This is a genomic window from Streptomyces sp. CNX435 (assembly GCF_059570575.1).
Map to the genome: position 1 here is coordinate 1 of NZ_JCANTA010000015.1, position 20,555 is coordinate 20,555.

Genomic DNA, 20,555 nt, shown 5'->3' on the forward strand with positions numbered 1-20,555 from the left:
TTCTTCGACCACAGGGTCGCGCCGGTCTCGTCGACCACCGTCGCCCAGTGATGCCCCTTGCCCGCATCAATCCCGGCCCAGACCCGGGCCCGCCGCTGAGGCACTCGCCCCTCCTCGTTTCGCACAGCATGCCGTCGGCCCGAGGAACACCCCGCCGTCATCTCCGTAAACAGCGACCGCACAAGGCGCGCACATCTCAATCAGCAGCCAGGGCGCCCCGGAGAGCCGGACGGCCACTCCCAGGAAGCCACTGAAGGCAAGGACACATAAGCCACATCCGGCCCTCCCGGGCCACCCAATAACTTACGGAGAGACACATGACCGAGGACGGAGAGCTGCGCGCGACGCGGCTTCGCTGCCAGCACCTCGTCGAACCGCTCGGTCTGGACGAGCCCGAGCCCGTGCTCGGCTGGGAGCCGGCCGGGGCGGGCGACGAGGAGCTGCGGGCGTACCAGGTGCTGGTGGCGAGTGCGCCGGAGCTGCTGCGGCCCGGCTCCGCCGACCGGTGGGACAGCGGGCGCGTGGCGGGGGACGTGGTCAACGGCGTCGCCTACGCGGGCAGTCCGCTGCGCTCCGGCGAGCGCTGCTGGTGGACGGTGCGGCTGTGGGGACGTGACGACCGACCGGGCCCGTTCACCGCCCCCGCCTCGTTCGAGATGGGGCTGCTGGCGCCGGACGACTGGGGTGCGGCCTGGATCGCGGGCGGCACCGGCGTCTCGTCGCCGCTGCTGCGCACCGGGTTCACGGTCCCCGGCGCCGTCAGGCGCGCCCGCGCGTACGTCTCGGCGCTCGGCTTCTACGAGCTGAGCCTGAACGGCGAACGCGTCGGCGACCGCGTGCTCGACCCGGCCACGACCACGTACGACCACGACCCCGCACTGCTCGACGGCGACGGCGAGCCCGCCCGCATCCCCGGCCCGCGCGTGCTGGCGGCCACGTACGACATCACCGACCAGGTGACCGCGGGCGAGAACGTGGTCGGGCTGATGCTCGGCCACGGCTGGTACAGCGCCGAGGAGGACAACGGCCCCGGTCCGTTCCCCCGCACCCCGTGGGGCGACCGGCCCGCGGCGCTGCTGCGCGTCGAGGTGGAGACGGCGGACGGGGAGCGGGTCACGGTCGTCAGCGACGGCGACTGGCGCACCGCGGCCGGTCCTGTCCGCTACAACGACTACGCGCAGGGCGAGCGGTACGACGCCCGCGAGGAGGTCGCCGGCTGGGACCGCCCCGGGTTCGCCGCGCCCGGCTGGTCGCCGGTCACGCCGGTGGCCGCTCCCGCAGGCAGCGTCCGGTCGCAACTCGTCGAGCCCGTACGGGTGGTCGACACGCTGCCGCCGGTCGCGACGACCCCTGCGGGCGACGGCGTGCGGCTCGTGGACTTCGGCCAGCACGTCTCCGGCTGGACCGCGATCCGGGTGACGGGACCGGCCGGAGCGGAGGTCCGGCTGCGGCACGCGGGCGAGGTCGACGCCGAGGGCAGGCTGGACGACGACGCCAACGCGCGGTCGTGGCTCGCGGCGGCACAGACCGACGTCTACACGCTGGCGGGCGGCGGCGAGGAGGCCTGGGAGCCGCGGTTCACCCTGCACGGGTTCCGGTACGTCGAGGTGACGGTCTCCGACCCCGGCCTGCGGGTGCACGAACTCGCGGCCCGGGTCGTGCACTCGGACCTGGCGCCGAGCGGTACGTTCGCGTGCTCGGACGACCTGCTCAACCGCATCCACCGCAACGTGCTGTGGACGTTCCGCGCCAGCTTCCAGGGCTTCCCGCAGGACGCCGCCGACCGCGCCGAGCGCGTCGGCTGGGTCGGCGACCCGGGCTGGTCCATCGAGGACTACCTCTACGTCTTCGAGGCACGCGCGTTCTGGCTCAAGTGGCTCGACGACCTCGCCGGCACCCAACTGCCGGACGGCCGCTTCCCGACGATCTGCCCGCTCCAGTGGCGCGGCACGGTCGACATGCAGGCGCTGGAGGAGGAGGGCTACGAGGTCGACGAGAAGGAGCGCGAGGCCCTGCCCGACGAGTGGTCGTCCGTCGTCCACTGGCCGTACGCGCCGCTGCCCGACTTCGCCATGACCTCGTACCCGAGCATCGCCTGGCACCTCTACCGGTTCTACGGCGACGCATCGGTCCTCCGGCGGCACTACCCGGGGATGCGCCGCGGCGTGGAGTACCTGCGTACCCGCGCCAAGGACCTCCTGCTCGGCGAGGGCCTCGGCGACCACATGGAGCCCCAGCCGGACGGCACGTCCCTGCTCAGCCCGAAGCAGACCCCCATCGAGCTGACCTCCACCGCCTGGTTCTACGCGACGACCACGATGACCGCGCGGGCCGCGGCCGTCGTCGGCGAGGACGACGACGCCGTCCGCTACGGCGAGCTGGCCGAGGAGATCCGTACCGCCTTCAACGCCCGCTTCCTCGACGCCGCCACCGGACGCTACGCCACCTGCTCGCAGACGGCCCAGGCGATGCCGCTGTGGGTCGGGCTCGTCCCGGACGAGCAGCGTGACCGGGTCGCGCGCGTGCTCGTCGAGCGCATCGAGAGCGACGGCGGCCATCTGGCCACCGGGACCATGGGCACCGCCGCGCTGCAGAGCGTGCTGGCCGGTGCCGGCGCGGCCGAGGTGATGTACGGCATCGCGACGAAGACCACGTACCCGAGCTGGGGGGCGCAGGTCGAGCGGGGCGCGACCACGATCTGGGAGACGTGGGGAGGCGACGCCGGCTACAGCCGGAACATGAAGCTCATGGCCATGATCGAGAAGTTCCTCTTCAACGACGTGGCCGGGCTCGCCCCCGCGGAGCCGGGCTGGCGGCGCATCCGCGTCCGCCCGGCGCTCACGCACCGGCTCGACCGCGCGAGCGCCCGCGTGCGCACCGCGCGCGGCGCCGCCGCCGTCGAGTGGCACGTCTCCGAAGGCGCCCTCCACCTCACCGTGGAGGTGCCGGCGACCAGCGAGGCCGAGGTGTGGCTGCCGGCCGCCGGCGCCGGCGAACTGACCGCGGCGGGCCGGATCGTGTGGCGGGCCGGTGGGTCCGCCGACAACGCCGCCGGGCCCGGGCCCGGCGTCCGGGAGATCAGGCGCAGCGGCGAGCACCTCGTGCTGGAGGTGGGAGGCGGCACGCACCGCCTCCGGCTGGCCACGGCGCACGGCTGAGCCCAGACCCCCACGGGGCGGGCCGGAAAGAAGGTTTCGATGAACATACGCGGGAGGGCGCTCGGCTGCGCCGCGCTGGCCGCTGCGCTGCTGGCGGCCGGGTGCGGCGACGACGCGGCGGGCGACGGCGAGATCGTCGTCAGCGTCTGGGACGACGGGCGCGAGGAGAGTTCCATCGACCTCGCCGCCCGCGACTTCGAGAAGGCGCACCCCGACGTCACGGTGACGGTGCAGAAGATCCCCTTCGACCAGCATCTCCAGGCACTGCGCCGGCAGTTGGGCGCGGGCCGGGCGCCCGACGTGGCGATGACCCTGGTCGGCTACGGCGAGTCCGCAACGGTGCGCGCCCTGGCCGACAAGGGGCTGCTGGCCGACCTGGGCCGGGCACCCTGGGCGGGCCGGGTGCCCGACGGGGCCGAGAGCGCCGTCGGGGACGGCGACGAGGTCTACGCCTTCCCCGTCGACTCGGTGGCCATCGGCGTGGTCGCCAAGAAGGGCACCGCCGTGCCCGAGACGTACTCCGACGTCCTCGCGTCATGCCGGAACGCGGAGCGCGACGGCAAGGTCGCGTTCGCGATGGGCGGCCACGAGAACTCGAAGATGCCGCACATCGTGGGCTTCGCGCTGGCCGCGTCCACCGTGTTCGCCGACGAGCCCGACTACGGCGACAAGCGGCTGCGCGACGAGGCCACCTTCGCCGGCAGCGACGGCTGGCGGCAGGCCGTGACGCGCTTCGGCGAGATGCGGGACGCCGGGTGCTTCGGCGAGAACGCGGCGGGCACCACGCGGGAGGCCGCCGCCCGGGCGCTGGGCGACGGCGACGCGCTGATGGCCGTCACCCCCACCGTCACCCTGCCGCTGTGGCAGGCCGCGGCCCCCGACGCCGAGTTCACCATGTCGCCGTTCCCCGGCGACGACGACCCCGACCGCGTGCTCGTGCCGGCCGGGGCGAGCAGCGGCCTCGTCGTACCCGCCAAGGCGAGCGACGGCGCGCTCGGCAAGGAGTTCATCGACCACTACGCGGCCGACCGCGCCCGCTACGCCAAGGTCGACGGCGCCGTTCCCGCGGTGCCCGACGACACCGCCCGCGAGCGCACCCCCGGCTACGCGGCGGCGCTCGGGCCGTACCTGCGTGCGGGGAAGACGGCCCCGATCATGGACCAGCAGTGGCCCAACCCGGAGTTGATCACACGCTTCGACAGCGGCCTGGTCGAGATCCTCACCGGCCGGACGACCCCCGCCGACGTCCTGGAGTCCATGGACGCGGTGTGGACGTCCGAGGCACCGTAGGAGCCCGCGATGAAACAACCCAGAGCGGTTCCGTGGCTGTTCGTCGTCCCGGCGGCGGCCCTGACCCTGCTGATCCTGCTCGTCCCCTCCCTCGTCGGCGCCGCCTACGCGTTCACCGACTGGGACGGGCTGACCTCGCCTTCCTGGGTGGGGCTCGCCAACTTCACCGAGTTCTTCGACGACGGCTCGCACGTCGTGGCGCAGACCCTGATCCTTGCCGCGCTGTACGTCGTCGGCGTCAACGCCGCCGGCCTCGGCCTGGCACTCGGCCTGGCGCACACGCTGCGGACCCGGCACGTGCTGCGGGCGCTGTTCCTGGTGCCGGCCGTGGTGAGCCCGCTGGTGGTCGCGTACATCTGGACGTTCATCCTGGACGTGGACGGGCCGCTCAACGAGCTGCTGGAGGCCGTCGGCCTCGGCTCCTCGGCACAGCCGTGGCTCGGGCAGCGGACCACCGCGCTCGCGGCGGTCGCCGTCGTCATGGTGTGGCAGTTCTCCGGATACCACATGCTCATCTATCTCGCCGGGCTGCAGGGCGTGCAGCGTGAGCTGCTGGAAGCGGCGGAGGTGGACGGCGCCGGGCCCTGGCGGCGGTTCCGCGACATCACGCTGCCGCTGCTGCGCCCCGCCCTCGTCATCGGAACCGTGCTCTCCACGATCTCGGCCTTCCTGCTGTTCGACCAGGTGATGGCGCTGACCGGCGGCGGCCCCTCGGGCGGCACCGACACCCTCGGCACCTACGTCTACGAGCAGACCTTCGTCAACGGCCGGTACGGCTACGGCTCGGCCGTCGCCCTGCTGCTCGTCGCCGGGGTGTGTCTCGTCGCCCTCGTCCAGACGCGCCTGCTGCGGGGGAGGCGTTCATGAACCGCTACGGCCGCTGGACGGCCTTTCGCGAGGCGGGCTTCTGGATCGCCGCCGTCCCCGTGCTGCTGCCCGTCTACCTCGTGCTGACGACCGTACTGCGCGGCCCGGAGGCGGCCGGCGAGTCGGCGCTGCGGCCACCGGGGGAGCCGACGTCGGGCAACCTGGAGCGGGCCTGGTCGGAAGCCGGCGGCGGCACCGTGTCGTTCTCCCAGGCGCTGGTCAACAGCGTGCTGACCACCGTCGCGGTCGTGGCGATCCTCGTCGTGGTCGCGGCCCCGGCCGGGTACGCGCTCGCCCGCCGCGGCTCGAAGCTCTCCGGCGCCGTCTTCGGCCTGTTCGCCTTCGCGCTGATCATGCCGATCCAGCTCGGGATCATCCCGCTCTACGGCTTCATGGTGGAGGCCGGTCTCACCGGCACCCGCGCCGGCCTGATCCTCGTGTACGTGGGCCTGCAGATGCCGCTGGCCGTCTTCCTCTACACCGGGTTCATCCGCGGCCTGCCCACCGCCTACGAAGAGGCCGCGCGGGTGGACGGTGCCCGCCCGCTGCGGGTCTTCACCGGGGTGGTGCTGCCGCTCGTACGTCCCGTCACCGGTGTCGTCGCGACGCTGACCGGGCTGTTCGTCTGGAACGACTTCTTCGTCGCACTTGTCTTCGTCGGCGACACGGACAAGGTGACCCTGCCGGTCGCTGTCTACTCGTTCGTCGGCCGGTTCGCCGCGGAATGGCCGCTGATCTTCGCCGCCGCGCTCATCGCGGCCGGTCCCGTCGTCGTGCTGTTCGGCTTCGCCCAGCGAACGATCATGAAGGGTTTCACCAGCACCCTGCACGGGTGAGAGAGGAAGGCGCGATGACGTCCATCGGGCTCGACCACGTGGTCATGCGGTACGACGGCACCCAGGCGGCCGTGGACGACGTGTCCCTGGAGATCGAGGAGGGGGAGTTCTTCGTGCTCGTCGGCCCCTCCGGGTGCGGCAAGTCCACCCTGCTGCGGCTGCTCGCCGGCCTGGAGCGGCCGTCGTCCGGCGCCGTCCGGATGGGCGGCTCCGACGTCACCGCGCTCACACCGCGGCTGCGCGACGTCGCGATGGTGTTCCAGAACTACGCGATCTACCCGCACATGACGGTGGGCGGCAACCTCGGCTACGGCCTGCGGGTCCGGGGCGTGCCGAAGCGCGAGGCGGACGCCCGGGTGCGGGAGGTCGCCGACCTGCTCGGACTGCGCGACCTGCTGGGGCGCCGCCCGGCGACGCTCTCCGGCGGGCAGCTCCAGCGGGTCGCGATGGGCCGGGCCATCGCGCGGCGCCCGCGCGCCTATCTGATGGACGAGCCGCTGTCCAACCTGGACGCCAAGCTGCGCGTCTCCATGCGCGCCGAGCTGGAGCAGTTGCACCATCAACTCGGCGTCACCACCGTCTACGTGACCCACGATCAGGTGGAGGCGATGACGCTCGGGACCCGGGCCGCCGTGCTGCGGGACGGCGTACTGCAGCAGGTGGCCGCGCCGCAGGAGCTGTACGCCCGGCCGGCCAACGCGTTCGTCGGCGCGTTCATCGGCTCCCCGCCGATGAACTTCGCCCTGGGCACGGTGCGCGAGGAGGGGCTCGACCTCGCCGGGTTCAGCCTTCGGCTGCCCGCCGCGCTGCGCCCCCCGGTCTCCGCCGGGGAGCGCGTCCTGGTCGGCATCCGGCCGGAGGAACTGCGCGAGCCGAAGGCCGCGGGCCCGTCCGCGTGCGCGCTGCGGGTGACGTGCGCAGTGCGGCAGAACCTCGGCGCCGACCAACTGCTGTTCTTTGCCGCACCCGCGCTGCCGGACGAGGCCGCGGTGATCGCCCGGGCGACGTTCGCGGAGGACCGGCCGGCGGGCCCGGTCGTCGCCGGCGGCGAGCGGCTGCTGTGCGCCCGCGTCCCGGCGGACGTGTCGGTCGAGCCCGGGGACACGGTGGACCTCGCCGTACGGCCCGAGGCCCTGCACTACTTCGACCCCGCCGGCGGGGAACGCCTGCCGTCCGTCTGAGGCTGGAGGCAGCGCCATGGCGCGAAGATCAGCCGTGCTGTGCTTGTTGTCATGGCTGCGGCGTGACTCTACCCTCTCTCAGGGAAAAACGGAGCTGGATCGTCGAATTCGCCATCGAAGCGCTTCGATTAGAGTTCGACGAGCAGCGGAAGCCGCGCACGGCAGTCATCGACTGGCCACGACCGCTCGGCGTCAGTAAATCCACCTGGTGGCACCTCAAGACCGGAGGAGGGGAAACGTCAATGGCCGCAAAAAAAGTGAAGATCACGACCGTCCTCGCAGCCATCGTACTGGCAGTGGCCGCATTCGTGGGCGGCGGCTCGACAAATGAGGCATCTGCCGGCGCCGAGGCTCAGTTGGACGCTTCGGAGATTGTTGCCGATATGGGCGCGGGCTGGAATCTGGGGAACCAGCTCGAAGCCAATGCAAACGGGGTTCCCAGTGAAACGGCATGGGGCAATCCGGCGGTAACTCAAGATCTCATCGACAAGGTGCAGGAGGCAGGATTCAAAACAATCCGGATCCCCGTCTCCTACCTGCGCAACATAGGACCTGGCCCTAATTACACGATCGACGCAACCTGGCTGAACAGGGTCCAGGAAGTCGTCGACTACGCCTACAGCCGGGGCATGTACGTGGTGATCAACATGCACGGCGACGGCTACAAGTCGGTCGACGGCTCCTGGCTGATCTGTGACGCGTCCTCCCAGACGGAGATCAAGGACAAGTACCAGAAGGTCTGGCAACAGATCGCGTCGAAGTTCCAGAGCTACGACGAGCACCTGATCCTGGAATCCATGAACGAAGAGTTCGACGGCCAATACGGCCAACCGACTCAACCGTGCTACTCAAACATAAACGACTACAACCAGATCTTCGTGGACACCGTGCGGCAGACCGGCGGCAACAACAGCTCACGGTGGTTGCTCGTGCCCGGCTGGAACACAAACATCGACTACACCGCGGGCGACTACGGCTTCGCCCTGCCGACCGACGAGCACCGATCCCCCTCCATTCCCAGCGATGAGCACCGGATCATGATCTCCGTGCACTACTACGATCCGTGGGACTTCGCCGGAGAGGAAAACGGAACCATCACGCAGTGGGGCCCGGCCGCGACCGACCCGTCAAAGACGTCCACCTGGGGACAGGAGGACTTCCTGGACGGGCAGTTGAAGAAGATGTACGACGGGTTCGTTACGAAGGGATATCCGGTAGTCGTCGGCGAATACGGAGCGATCGACAAGTCGTCGTTCGATTCGGCGAACAACACCTACCGTGCTGACTTTGCGCGCACCCTGGCAGCCACGGCCAAGAAGTACGGAGCGGTCAGCGTCTACTGGGACAACGGTTACAACGGACAGTACGGGTTCGGTCTGTTCGACCGAAATTCTCACACCGTGACCCAACAGGGCATCCTCAGCGCCATCATGAGCGGCGCTGGCGGCGGATGACGGAAGTCCGGGCCTGATCTGGGGTTTCTTCCCGGGACAGCAAAGGCGGCCGTTCTTCACGCTTCGAGGTGTCGAGCAACGAAGCGCCGGGGAACGGCCGCTGGTATGCGTGTCCCCGTCGATGCCGAAACCCTCCTCAACGGCACCGCCGTCCCGCGATGACGCTCGTCAGCGTTCCGTCGTGGCGAGACGGGCGCCGAAGGCGATGAGCAGGGATCCGGTGAGCGCGTCCAAGGCGCGGCGGGCCGCAGAGCGGTTGAACAGCGCGCGGGCCTTGTCGATCACGATGCTGTAGAAGGCCAGCCAGGCGAAGGTCAACAGGGAGAAGACAAGCCCGAGCGCGAGCATCGCGGCAAAGGCGCCACGGCCCTCGGGGGCGAACTGCGGCAGCAGACTCATGAAGAACGCCGCCATCTTCGGATTGGCGAGATCGTTGATCAGCCCCTGGCGCAGCGAACGCGCCGGGGTGTGCTGCGATGTCCCTCCCGACTGGGCTGCCGTCGGAGCCTCACCGCCTCGCCACGCCGACCGCAGCGACTGGAAGCCCAGGTAGGCGAGGTAGGCCGCACCGAAGTACTTGAGCGCCAAGAACGCAGGCTCAGAAGCGTGGATCAGTCCGGCAATACCGGCGCTTGCGGCAATCGTCCAGATCGCCTGCCCCATAGCGACCCCCGCTGCCGTCCATATGCCACCTCGACGACCGCCGGAGAAGGCATTGCGCACGGTCAGGGCGGTGTCCGGGCCAGGGGTGCAGATCACCACGAGGGACACGCCGATGAAGGCGATCAGTTGAGCGACCATCCTGCGAGTATCCGCAAGACCTGCCGCCAGCGGAAGCGCTTTTCCGTCAGGCCGTGAACCCGGCGTCTTCCCTCGCCACGCTCGCGGGGCCCGGGCCGGGTGACTAGTCAGAGTGACAGATGCAGGCCGCCAGAGGGCCCGGAAGGCTGGACGTGTCCCGAGAGGAGCACGTATGTCGGACGAGGCGTACCGAAAACCCACCAGGCGCACTGTGGTGCGCGGGGGTGCAACCGCCGGAGCGGCCCTGGCCGTCGGCTACCCCCTGGCCACCCGCGGGGCGGACGCCGTCCCCGGCGAGGTGGCGCCGCGCACGGTTTCCCTCACCGTGAACGGGCGGCAGGTGGCGCCGGCCGTCGACCCGCGCAGCAGCCTTCTCGACGCGCTGCGCGACGAGGTGGGCACCACCGGGCCGAAGAAGGGCTGCAACCAGGGTGCGTGCGGGGCCTGCACGGTGCTGCTGGACGGGCAGCGGGTGCTGTCCTGCCTCACCTTCGCGGTGATGCACGAGGGGCAGGAGATCACCACCGTCGAGGGGATCGCCGACGGCGAGGCCCTGCACCCCGTACAACAGGCGTTCATGGACCACGACGCGTTCCAGTGCGGCTTCTGCACGTCGGGGCAGATCGTCTCGGCCGTCGCGCTGCTCGCGGAGGAGCCCGGGATCACCAGGGAGCGCATCCCGGAGGCGATGAGCGGCAACCTCTGCCGGTGCGCGGCCTACTGCAACATCCGGGACGCCATCGAAGAGGCCGCCGCCGCGTCCGTGAAGGAGCGGTAGGCGTGGAGACTTTCCAGTACGTACGGGCCCGCAGCGTCGGCGAGGCGATCCAGGTGCTCGCCGACAACCCCAAGGCCGCCGTCATCGCCGGCGGCACCGACCTGACGACCCTGATGCGCGACGGGATCCGGCAGCCGAGCCACCTGGTCGACATCAACGGGCTCGGCCTCGCCGGGATCTCCACCCGGCCGGACGGCGGGCTCCGTATCGGCGCCCTGTGCCGCAACGCGGTCTCCGACGCCCGGCTCCAGCGGGACTTCCCGGTCCTCGTCGAGGCGTTGTGCTCGGGGGCGTCCCCGCAGATCCGCAACCGTGCGACGTTCGGCGGCAACCTGCTGCAGCGGGTGCGCTGCCCCTACTACCGGCTGCCCGAGTTCGCCTGCAACCGCCGCGACCCGGGCGCGGGCTGCGCGGCGGTGGACGGCGACAGCAGCCGCCAGGGGATCCTCGGTACGAGCGGAGCGTGCGTCGCCGTGCACCCGTCGGACTGCGCCGTCGCCCTGCAGGCGCTCGACGCCGAGATCGTGGTACGCGGGCCGCGCGGGGAACGGCGCGTGCCCATCGACGCGCTGCACCGGCTGCCCGGCCGCACCCCCGCGCAGGAGTTCACGCTGCGCCGCGACGAGCTCATTCTCGCCGTCGAGCTGCCGGCCCGGCCCTGGGCCGCGCACTCCCACTACCTCAAGTTCCGGGACCGCGCCTCGTACGCCTTCGCGCTGGCCTCCGCCGCCGTCGGCGTGGAGCTGCGCGGCGGCACGGTCCGCTCGGCCCGGATCGCGCTGGGCGGCGTGGCGCCCAAGCCGTGGCGGGCCGCGGCGGCCGAACGGGCGCTGCTCGGCCGGCCGTTCGACGACGAGGCCATCGACGCCGCCGCGCAGGCGGCGACCAGCGGCGCGGCACCGCGCCCCGACAACACGTACAAGGTGGGTCTGGCCCGGGAAGTCGTCCGGCAGGCCCTCACCGAGCTGGGAGATCACCGATGACAACCACGACCGAGGTGCCGGAGTCGGGGATCGGCGCGCCCGTCAACCGCGTGGAGGCACGCGACAAGGTCACCGGCGCCGCCCGGTACACCGCCGACGCCCGGCTCCCCGGCATGGTCCACGCCGTCCTCGTGGCCGCCACCATCTCCGCGGGCCGGGTGCGCCGCATCGACACCGCACGGGCGAAGGCGGCGCCCGGCGTGCTCGACGTCCTCACCCACCACGACCGGATGCCGTGGCAGGGCACCCCCGCGAAGGCCACCTACAACGAGGACCGCTTCCCGCTGGCCGACGACCGGATCACCTACTACGGGCAGTACCTCGCCGTCGTCGTCGCCGAGACGCTTGCGCAGGCCGAGTACGCGGCGTCGCAGGTGGCCGTCGACTACGAGGAGCACCGGCCGGTGCCGACCCTCGACGACGCGCTCCCGGACGCGTACACCGTCCCCGAGGGGGACCGCTTCATCCAGCCTCCGTTCCCCCAGCAGGCGGTGCTGCCGCCGGGAGCCGACCCGCAGGCGGCGCTGGACGGCGCGGCCGTACGCACCGACACCACCTACCGGGTGCCGCACTTCAGCCACGCCCCGCTGGAGCCGGGCGCCGTGGTCGCCTCCTGGCACAACGGCGCGCTCACCCTGCGCGACTGCAGCCAGAAGGTACACCGGCACCAGGACGTCGTGTGCGCCGTGTTCGGGCTGCCGCCGGAGCGTGTCCGGGTGCTGTCCCCGCTCGTCGGCGGGGGGTTCGGCAACAAGACCGACGTGTGGTCCCACAGCCTGCTCGCCGCGGCGGCCGCACAGGCCGTCCGGCGCCCGGTCAAGCTCGTCATCACGCGCAAGCAGACCTTCACCGGGATGGGCCACCAGCCGCCGATCATCCAGCGCATCCGCCTCGGCGCGGACGCCGGCGGCAAGCTTGCGGTCATCTTCCACGACGTCGTCAACGCGACCGAGATGCGCGCCGGCCGGCCGGAGCCCGCGGTCGTCTCCTCGGCTTCCTCCTACACCGTGCCGGCCCTGTCGGTCACCACGCGGGTGGCGAAGGTGAACATCGGTCCCTCCCAGAACCTGCGCGCCCCGGGCGACGGCCCCGGCTCCTTCGCCCTGGAGTGCGCGATGGACGAGCTGGCGTACCGCCTCGGCATGGATCCGCTGGAGCTGCGCCGCCGCAACCACCTGATGGTCGACCCGCTCACCGGCAACCCGTACAGCGACAAGAACCTGCTGGAGGCCTACGAGCTGGGCGCCGAGCGCTTCGGCTGGTCGAGCCGCCCGGCCGAGCCGGGCTCGCTCCGCGACGGCGACGACCTGGTCGGGTACGGCACGGCCACCGCGGTCCGTACCGAGATGCCCGACCAGGCCCGGGCCGCGGTGGAGATCCGGGCGGACGGCACGGCCCAGGTGCGCACCGCCACCCAGGAGATCGGCACCGGCACCCTCACCCTGATCGCCCAGATCACCGCGGCCGGCACCGGCGTGCCCCTGGACCGGGTCGAACCCCGGTTGGGCGACACGAATCTGCCCAGGACCGTGGGCAACGGCGGCTCGAAGACGACGGGTTACACCGGCTCCGCCGTCCAGCTCGCCGCGGAGCAGGCCCGCGAGACCGCCGTACGCATGGCCGTCGCCGACCCCCGGTCGCCGCTGCACGGGCTGCCGCAGGGCGAGATCGCGGCGGGCGACGGCAGGCTCTACCACACTCAGGATCCGCGGCGCGGGGAAACCTACCGTGCCCTGCTGGCCCGGCACGGCGGCGAACCGGTGGTGGGCCAGGGGAACTACAAGACGCGCACGACGCACACCGCGGCCACGTTCGGCGTGCACTTCACCGAAGTGCGCATCAATCCCCGGCTGCCCAGGGTCCGCGTCACCCGGCACGTCGCGGTCTTCGACATCGGCCGCGTCACCAACCACAAGGCGGCGGAGAACCAGGCGCAGGGCGGCATCGTCTTCGGCATGGGCTGGGCGCTGATGGAGCAGCTGGTGCCCGACCCGGTCTCCGGGCGGTACACCGGCCCGGCGTTCACCGATTACCACATCCCGGTGAACGCCGACGTCCCCGACATCGACGTGCTCTTCGTGGACAAGCCCGACACCATCGCTCACCCGCTGGGCAGCAAGGGCATGGGCGAGGTGGTCTCGGTCGGCGTCGCCGCCGCCATCGCCAACGCCGTCTACCACGCCACCGGCAAGCGGATCACCGACCTGCCGATCACCCCGGACAAGCTGGTGGGCTGACGCATGCGCGAGCTGCTCCCGCAACTGGCGGATTGGTGGCGCCGGTCCCGCCCGTTCGCGCTGGCCACCCTCGTCGAAGCGGTCGGCAGCGCGCCGCTGCCGGCGGGCACGGCGATGGCCGTCGACGGGCGGGGTACGGTGCTGGGCGCGATCAGCGGCGGCTGCGTCGACGCCGACGTGGCGGCGACCGCGGAGGACGTGCTGCGCGAGGGCCGCGCCGTGCTGCGCCGCTACGGTCCGGCCGACACCGCGGACTCCGCGGACGACGGTTTCGGCGTCGGACTGACCTGCGGCGGCACCCTGTCCGTCTGGGTCGAGCCGGTGACCGCCGACCGCGGTCACTGGCTCCCCGCCGTCGCCGCCGCCGTCCGGCGGGGTCTGCCCGTCACGCTCGCCACCCGGCTCGACCGCGACCGGCCCGGCCACCTGGTCCTGCTGCCCGGCGGCGGATGGGCCGGAAGCGTCGGCGGGGAAAGGCAGGACAGCAGAGCCGAGGCCGCGGCGCGGCTCCTGCTCCCGGAGGGCGGGACCGTGCTGCTCCCGGCGGGGCCGTACGCCTCCCCGGGCGGCGCGGACGGGGAAGCCGACGGCCGGTTCGGCGTCTTCGTCGCCGCCCATGCGCCGCCGCCGCTGCTGGTGCTCGTCTCCTGGACGCCGGTGGCCGACCACCTGGCGAGGATGGGCGCGCAGCTCGGCTACCGGGCCGTGGTGCTGGAACACCGGCCGGCCTTCGGGGCTCAGGCGGAGGCCGCGGGCGCCGAGGTGATCCCGGGGCTGCCGCAGACGACGCTGGGCAGCCTGCGCCGCGAGGCGGTGCTCGACGGCCGGTCCGCGGTGGTGGTGCTCACGCACGACGCGCGCGTCGACGTTCCCGCGCTGCTGGAGGCGGCCTCGGCGGGCGTCGGCTACCTGGGGGCGATGGGCTCGGCGGCCACCCACCGCGACCGGTACGAGCGGCTGCGCGCCGCGGGCATGGACGAGGCTGTGCTGGCGGGGATCCACTCACCGATCGGCCTGCCGCTCGGGGGCCGTGCCCCGGCCGAGATCGCGACGGCCATCGCGGCCCAGCTCGTCATGGCCCGCAATGGCCTGGCCGAGGCGCTACGGAACGTCAGCTCACCTGCCTGACACCACCTCGACGGCCGGATGGCTGCCGAGGTCAGCCCGACGGCTTGAGGCCGGCGTCGCGCAGTTGGGACCGGCTGCTGATCCCCAGCTTGGGAAAGATCTTGTACAGGTGGTAGCCGACGGTCCGCGGGCTCACGGCGAGCCGGGCACCGATCTCCCGGTTGCTCAGGCCCGCCGCCGCCAGCCGTGCGACCTGCAGCTCCTGGACCGTCAGCCGGGCGGTGGGATCCCCGTCGCGTCGCCGGGCCGCGCCGCCGGCCGCGCGGAGCTGGCGCCGGGCGCGTTCGGCCTCCCGCTCGGCGCCGAGTCCCTCCAGCCCTTCCACCGCGTCCCGCAACTGCCGTCTGGCCTCGCCCTCGTGCCGGGTACGCCGCAGCCATTCGCCGTACAGCAGTGCTGTGCGGGCCCGGGTGAACGGCTCGTCCACGGCTCCCGGCGCGGTCAGCGCCGCCCGGAAGTGCTTGTCGGCCGCGTCCCCCTCCGCAAGCAGCGCCCGCAGGGCGTGCCGGTGCGGCTGCGGCCACACCAGCGTGCTCTGCTCCGACCACTGCTCGAACGCCCGCGCGACCTGCTCGGCGTCTTCGCCGCGGCCCGCCCGCACCTGTGCCTCCACCTCGTCGAGGACGGCGCGTCGCGCCACCCGGCGGTGGGCGTACGGCGATCCCGGCCGGCCGAGTGACCCCAGCCGTTCGCAGGCGTCCTCGTAGTCGTCCGCACCCAGCGCCAGCCGTCCCAGCGCCCACTGCGCGGTGGCCGCCGCCGACCTGTTGCCCTGCGCGATCGCCAGCGCGTGGGCCCGCTCGGCGTGTTCGCGGCATCCGTCGGGCTGCCCGCGCCCGGCGCACAGCAGGGCGAGCAGGGCCAGGAGGTCCGCCTCCAGGACGGGCTGGCCCACGTCGCGCGCCGCGCGCAGCCCTTCCTGCGCGTGGGCCTCGCACTCCCGCCACAGCCCCAGCCGGTACTCCAGCTCCGCGAGCCAGGACAGGAACAGGACGTGGACGGCCAGCATCCCGACGGCCTCGAAGCGCGCGCACGCCTCCAGGGCGAAGGCGCGGACCTGCCGGGGCGGTGCCCCGAACATCCCGAGCACCGTCGCCCACACCCAGCGGTTCGCCCCGTCCCGGGCGAGGGACTCCGGGGCCGCCTCGAACAGCTGCCACGGGGACAGTTCGTGCCGGGGCCGGTCGGCGAGCGCCTCCGCGAGCCACCGCCCGTACCCGGCGTAGCCCGGGTCGCGGGTGCTCGCGGCCTCGATCTGCGCCGCGGCGCGCTGCGCCTCGTCCATGAGGTCGGCGCGCAGCGCCCCGTCCACGGCCATGAACGACAAGGCGACCGCACGCTCGGTGTGCTCGGTGTGCTCCGTCTGCTCGGTGTGCCGCTCGGTCAGCAACTCGGCGCCGTGCAGCAGCCGGGCGACCGCCGCCTCCTGGTCGCCGCCCCAGAGCTCCATCATGCCCTGCAGCCGGAGCAGCTCCAGCCGGGTGGCGTCGTCCGCGGGCCGCGTCAGCGCCTCCGCCAGCAGCGGGTGGGCGAGCTGCGGACTGCCCGACTTCCACGCGTCGTACGCTGCCGCGGTCAGCCGCCTGGTGTGCTGCTGCGGGGACGCGCTCAGCAGGGCGGCCCGGTGCAGCACGGCCGCGGCGGCGGCGAGGCCGCCGCGCCGCTTCACCTCCGCCGCACCGGCTTCCAGCACCTCCGCCAGCCCGTCGTCGGGTTCCGTCGCCGCGAGCGCGCGGTGCCACACGGCCCGCTCACCCTGCTCCGGCCCGGGCAGCCCGGCCAGTTCGTCGGCGAGGGCCCGGTGCACGCGCGCCCGATGCCGCGCGGAGGCGTCGGCGTACACGGCGGCCCGTACGAGCGGATGCCGGAAGCGCAACCGCGGGCCCGGCACGTCGAGGTGGCCCCCGCGCTCCGCGGCGTCCAGCGCCCGCGGCCCGTCCGCCCCGAGCCGGCCGGCCGCGCCCAGCACGATGTCGGTGCGGCCGCTGTCCTCGGCGGCTGCCACCAGGAGCAGCGTGCGTACCTGCTCGGGAAGTTCCCTGGTCCGCTCGGCGAAGACCGCGCGCAGCCGCCGACCGAGCGGTGCCGTACCGGTGAGGGTGATCCTCTCCGCCACCTCCGGCGGGCCGCCGTGCCGGACCACCTCCTCAAGCGCCAGCGGGTTGCCGCCGACGGCGTCGACGATCGCACGCCTGGTGGGCCCCGGTGTCCCCCATCCCCGTTCGTCGAGCAGCGCGGAGGCGGCGTCATCGGCGAGCCCGCGGAGTGCGAGCCGGGGGAGGTCCCGGACGTCCCGGGCCGTGAGCGCCTCCCCGACGAGGTCCCCGGGCTCCCCGGACCCGGGCCCGCCGGGGTCGCGCAGGGCGGCGAGGAGGCCGATGGGCAGGTCGTCGAGCCGGCGGGCAACGAAGAGCACGACGCCGGCGCTGGCCCGGTCCAGCCACTGCAGATCGTCCACGACGACGAGCAGCGGGGTGTTCTCCGCCGCCCGTCGCAGCAGCGAGCGCGCGGCGATGCGTACGGGCAGATCGCCGGTGGGCGCGCTGGACAGGCCCAGTGCGCTGCGCAGCGCCGCGGCCTGCTCCTCCGGCAGCTCCGGCAGCAGGTCGAGCAGCGGGGACAGCAACTGGTGCAGCCCTCCGAAGGCCAACGGGATCTCGGCCTGCACCCCCGCGCAGCGGAGCACCCGCACGCCGGACCCGGCTTCGGCCGCCGCCCGCCGCATGAGCGTCGTCTTCCCGATCCCGGCCTCGCCCTGCACCACGATCGCCCGGCCCCGGCCGCGGCGGGTGTCCGAAACGAGCCGGCCCAGCGCCTGGAGTTCCTCTTCCCGCCCATGGAGCATGCCTTGAGGCTACCTCCGCGGAGCACCCGGATCCGCCGGCCCCCGCCGGGCCGGACGTGGCCGCTTCCGCAGGGGAGTCCGGTCGGCATCGGCTGGCCGGGGCAGCCGCCGAAGGACCACGGGTCGCCCTTCGGTTGGGGGGTGTCGATTTACTCGTTGGAGGGGTGTCCGCGGGCACGGGCGGCCTTGCGGATGTGGGCGTGACGTATGCCGATCTCATCGGCCGCCGCCGACGGCCACCAGCCGGCAGCGGCCACGACATCCCGGGCGACGTCCGCCACCGTCCGCCCGTCCGTGGCCACCCGGACGGTCCCCTCCGGCACCCGCTCCTCCAGGTGCCGGGCCATGAACCTGCTGCGCCGCACCTGCTGCTCCAGCTCCGAGCCGAGTTCGCGAGCGGCCAGGCGGCCGCGGGCGGTGGCGTCGGAGGCGGTCAGCAACACCCGCACGAAGCGGGCGTCCTTCCCCAGAGCCCGCTCATAGATGCCGCTCTCGCTTGCCATGACGCTGGCGGTGTTGGTGTAGATCAGCCGTCGGCAGCCCAGCGCCGCGTAGTTGCCCCACAGCGCCGCAAGGTTGCGCTCGGTCAGCCGCGACCGGTCCGGGTCGCCGGGTGGAGCGGGATGGATGTGATCCAGCACGTCGCCCTCGATCAGAGCGTGGGGGACGTCCACGGCGCGCAGCTGCGCTGAGACCTCGTAGCCGACCGAGGACTTTCCCACCCCGGAACGGCCGCCGATGAGCAGCACTTCGCTGGTCAACACCCGGAGATCCTGCCACCTGTCCGTCGCCCTGTCATGCCACCCCACGAGATCAATTGACGACAGGTCCCGGCGCCGGCGGCAGCCGCACGCATCCGTGAACGATGTCCGTCACCGCCTGCTGTACGGAGAACGCGGGCCGGCGCGTACGCGCCGGCCCGCGGTGCGGGCGCCTACTGGCCTGAGCCGCTGCCGGCGTAGCTGATGTCGGGCGCCGGGGGTTGGTCCATGCCGTTGCCGAGGAAGTAGTCGACGTGGTGCGACTGCATGTAGCCCTTGAAGGTCATGGCGTTGCGGTAGGCGGGGTTGTGGGCGAGGGTGTACAGCCTGGTGTCCGTCGGCCGGTCGGTCGTGAAGATGATCAGCTCGTTGAAAGCACCGTTGGTGTAGACGGCCTCTTCGCGCCAGTCGCCGAGGAGGTCGCCGACGAGGGTGGGCCCGCCCTGGGCGGCGGTGACGGCACCGTAGCCGCTGACGGTCTCCAGCCGGGGCAGGCTGTTGGTCGGCGTGGGGTTTTCCGGGTCCCACTTCTCCAGCTTGCCGTCGTTGAGCAACTCCATGGTGATGTCGCCGTCCCACCACAGACCCATCTGCGGCCACGGCCTCAGCGAGGTGTCGGGTTCGGTGAGTTCGTTGGACGGGGCGTTGTACAGGCCGGCGAAGGACCACACCTCCATGCCGGGGAAGCGCGGGTCGACGTCGCCGGCCATGCCGCGGCCGACGTCGCCGGGGCCGCCGCCGTGCTCCCAGAGGAGTTCGCCGTCGGCGGCGTCGTAGTAGTACTCCAGCAGGCCGCTGGGGTTGTCCTGCTGCACCCCGTAGCCTTCGAGGCCCGGCCGGCCGGGGTCCATGTCGGCGATGTGGAAGCGGTCGCCGTGGACGATGCCGCTGGGGCCCATCGAGTAGCGCAGGGTGCCGTCGCCGTTGAGAACGAAACCGATCTCGGCGATCTCGTCGGTGCCGTCGCCGTCCACGTCGATGATGCGGGTGTTGTGTCCGTCGGGTGCGTTCTGGTTGCCGCGCAGCCACTTCCACTTCCGGGTGAGCTGTTCGCCGTCGAACTGCCAGGCGGCCATCATGAGGTTGAAGTCGCCGCTGCCGATGCGGTTCTTCATGTACGCCACCAGGCTCGGGGTGGCGCCGTCGAGGTAACCGACGCCGAAGCGGGCGTACATGGGGCCGTCGGCGATGTAGTCGTCCGGCACCGGGGCGGTGGCCTCCGGTGCGCCGGTGGCGCCGTCGAGGATGGCGATGGACTGATGGGTGTCGTCCTGTTCCGCGTGCACGCTGCCGTCGCCGAAGGTGACGCCGTCCGCGACGCGGACGGCCACCTCCGCCGTGCCGTCGCTGTCCAGGTCCTGCACGGTGACGCCGTCGTTGTGGCCCACGTCGATGGTCGCCGAGCCGCCTTCGATGTTGTTCTGGTCCGTGCTGTTCGGCCCCATGTCGACCTCCCAGAGGAACTCCCCCTCGCTGGAGTAGCCCTCGATCTTCTGCGGAGAGGTCTGCCGGTCGATCACGTAGTCGTACTCGCCGTCGCCGTCGAGGTCGCCGGCCCACACGAACTTCACCGGACCGCCGTCGCGCAGCGGCAGCCGCACCACGGGCTCCTCGGCGTGATTCGCGGTCAGCGTGAAGGCCCCGCTGGGTTCCTGCTCCGATCCGTCGACCACCGGGGCGACCCGGTAGCTGTTGTCCCGCGACAGGTCGGCGGTGGAGTCGACGAAGTTGGTCCCGTCGGTGAGGACCCCGTCGTTGAGCCTGGTGTACTCCCCGCCGCCGGTGGAGCGGTACACGTTGAAGCCGATGCCCTCCGGATCGAGTCCCAGCAGCCGCCAGGAGACCAGGACGTCGGTGTCGCTTGAGCGCACGGCCACCACCCCGCGCCCGAGGTTCTCCATCGGGCGTGCGGCTGCCGCCGCGGTCGCGCCCTGGGCGGTGCCCGCGCCCCCGGCGCCGGGGGACGCGGTGCCCAGCGAGGAGAGGCCGACGAGGAGGACCGTTGCCCCGGCTACCGCCGCGGTGGCGGCGCCGGCCCGGTGTAACCTGCGCCGACGCCTGTGCCTGTGCTCCATGAGAACTCCTCATGCTCGTATATGTGGGGGCCGTTCGCACGGTTGAGCAGGGCGCGGTGCGGTTCGTTCGTCGGGTGAGACCTCGCGCGGGGGCGGCCGTGATACCGGGGACACCCACGAATGTTGAACCGTTTACACGCCAGGGATGCAAGCAGGTTGTA

The 20,555-nt window shown here is 72.4% G+C and carries 14 protein-coding genes; 10 read left to right on the forward strand and 4 right to left on the reverse strand.

Going from position 1 to position 20,555, the window contains the following annotated elements; all coding sequences use genetic code 11:
* The first annotated feature begins 317 nt into the window (after positions 1-317).
* The 6 genes from T328_RS23260 to T328_RS23285 all read left to right on the forward strand — a co-directional run bounded on the left by T328_RS23260 (position 318) and on the right by T328_RS23285 (position 8,786).
* Positions 318-3,158 carry a family 78 glycoside hydrolase catalytic domain gene (locus tag T328_RS23260; RefSeq protein ID WP_496498080.1) on the forward strand — a complete coding sequence of 947 codons (2,841 nt, stop codon included), beginning with the start codon at positions 318-320 and terminating at the stop codon, positions 3,156-3,158.
* Positions 3,159-3,197: 39 nt separating this feature from the next.
* Entirely contained in the window at positions 3,198-4,448 is a 1,251-nt protein-coding gene (locus tag T328_RS23265; protein ID WP_496498081.1) for an ABC transporter substrate-binding protein, read from the forward strand.
* 9 nt (positions 4,449-4,457) lie between these two features.
* On the forward strand, positions 4,458-5,315 hold the full coding sequence (locus tag T328_RS23270) for a carbohydrate ABC transporter permease (RefSeq protein WP_496498082.1): 858 nt from the start codon (positions 4,458-4,460) through the stop codon (positions 5,313-5,315).
* Complete coding sequence (locus T328_RS23275) at positions 5,312-6,151, forward strand: carbohydrate ABC transporter permease (protein ID WP_496498083.1); 840 nt, start codon at positions 5,312-5,314, stop codon at positions 6,149-6,151. The genes T328_RS23270 and T328_RS23275 overlap by 4 nt, the downstream gene beginning before the upstream one ends.
* Before the next feature lie 14 nt (positions 6,152-6,165).
* Positions 6,166-7,332 carry an ABC transporter ATP-binding protein gene (locus T328_RS23280; RefSeq protein WP_496498084.1) on the forward strand — a complete coding sequence of 389 codons (1,167 nt, stop codon included), beginning with the start codon at positions 6,166-6,168 and terminating at the stop codon, positions 7,330-7,332.
* A 62-nt stretch (positions 7,333-7,394) separates the two neighbouring features.
* On the forward strand, positions 7,395-8,786 hold the full coding sequence (locus T328_RS23285; protein ID WP_496498085.1) for a glycoside hydrolase family 5 protein: 1,392 nt from the start codon (positions 7,395-7,397) through the stop codon (positions 8,784-8,786).
* Positions 8,787-8,954: 168 nt separating this feature from the next.
* On the opposite strand, the gene T328_RS23290 is transcribed toward T328_RS23285, so the two are convergent.
* Positions 8,955-9,587, reverse strand: coding sequence for a LysE family translocator (locus T328_RS23290; RefSeq protein WP_496498086.1), 633 nt, complete (start codon positions 9,585-9,587; stop codon positions 8,955-8,957).
* Positions 9,588-9,759: 172 nt separating this feature from the next.
* Between T328_RS23290 and T328_RS23295 the strand changes: the two genes are divergently transcribed.
* The 4 genes from T328_RS23295 to T328_RS23310 are packed head-to-tail and all read left to right on the forward strand — an operon-like array spanning position 9,760 to position 14,713.
* Positions 9,760-10,365 (forward strand): (2Fe-2S)-binding protein, encoded by a 606-nt coding sequence (locus tag T328_RS23295; protein WP_496498087.1) that lies wholly within the window; start codon positions 9,760-9,762, stop codon positions 10,363-10,365.
* A gap of 2 nt (positions 10,366-10,367) precedes the next feature.
* Entirely contained in the window at positions 10,368-11,348 is a 981-nt protein-coding gene (locus tag T328_RS23300; protein WP_496498088.1) for an FAD binding domain-containing protein, read from the forward strand.
* Entirely contained in the window at positions 11,345-13,585 is a 2,241-nt protein-coding gene (locus T328_RS23305; protein WP_496498089.1) for a xanthine dehydrogenase family protein molybdopterin-binding subunit, read from the forward strand. The genes T328_RS23300 and T328_RS23305 overlap by 4 nt, the downstream gene beginning before the upstream one ends.
* Positions 13,586-13,588: 3 nt before the next feature.
* Positions 13,589-14,713, forward strand: a complete 1,125-nt coding sequence (locus T328_RS23310; RefSeq protein ID WP_496498090.1) for an XdhC family protein — start codon at positions 13,589-13,591, stop codon at positions 14,711-14,713.
* Between the two features lie 31 nt (positions 14,714-14,744).
* On the opposite strand, the gene T328_RS23315 is transcribed toward T328_RS23310, so the two are convergent.
* The 3 genes from T328_RS23315 to T328_RS23325 all read right to left on the reverse strand — a co-directional run bounded on the left by T328_RS23315 (position 14,745) and on the right by T328_RS23325 (position 20,394).
* Positions 14,745-17,558 (reverse strand): AAA family ATPase, encoded by a 2,814-nt coding sequence (locus T328_RS23315; RefSeq protein ID WP_496498091.1) that lies wholly within the window; start codon positions 17,556-17,558, stop codon positions 14,745-14,747.
* Between the two features lie 149 nt (positions 17,559-17,707).
* On the reverse strand, positions 17,708-18,322 hold the full coding sequence (locus T328_RS23320) for a P-loop nucleotide/nucleoside kinase family protein (protein WP_496498092.1): 615 nt from the start codon (positions 18,320-18,322) through the stop codon (positions 17,708-17,710).
* A gap of 170 nt (positions 18,323-18,492) precedes the next feature.
* Entirely contained in the window at positions 18,493-20,394 is a 1,902-nt protein-coding gene (locus tag T328_RS23325) for a rhamnogalacturonan lyase family protein (RefSeq protein WP_496498093.1), read from the reverse strand.
* Between the last annotated feature and the right edge of the window lie 161 nt (positions 20,395-20,555).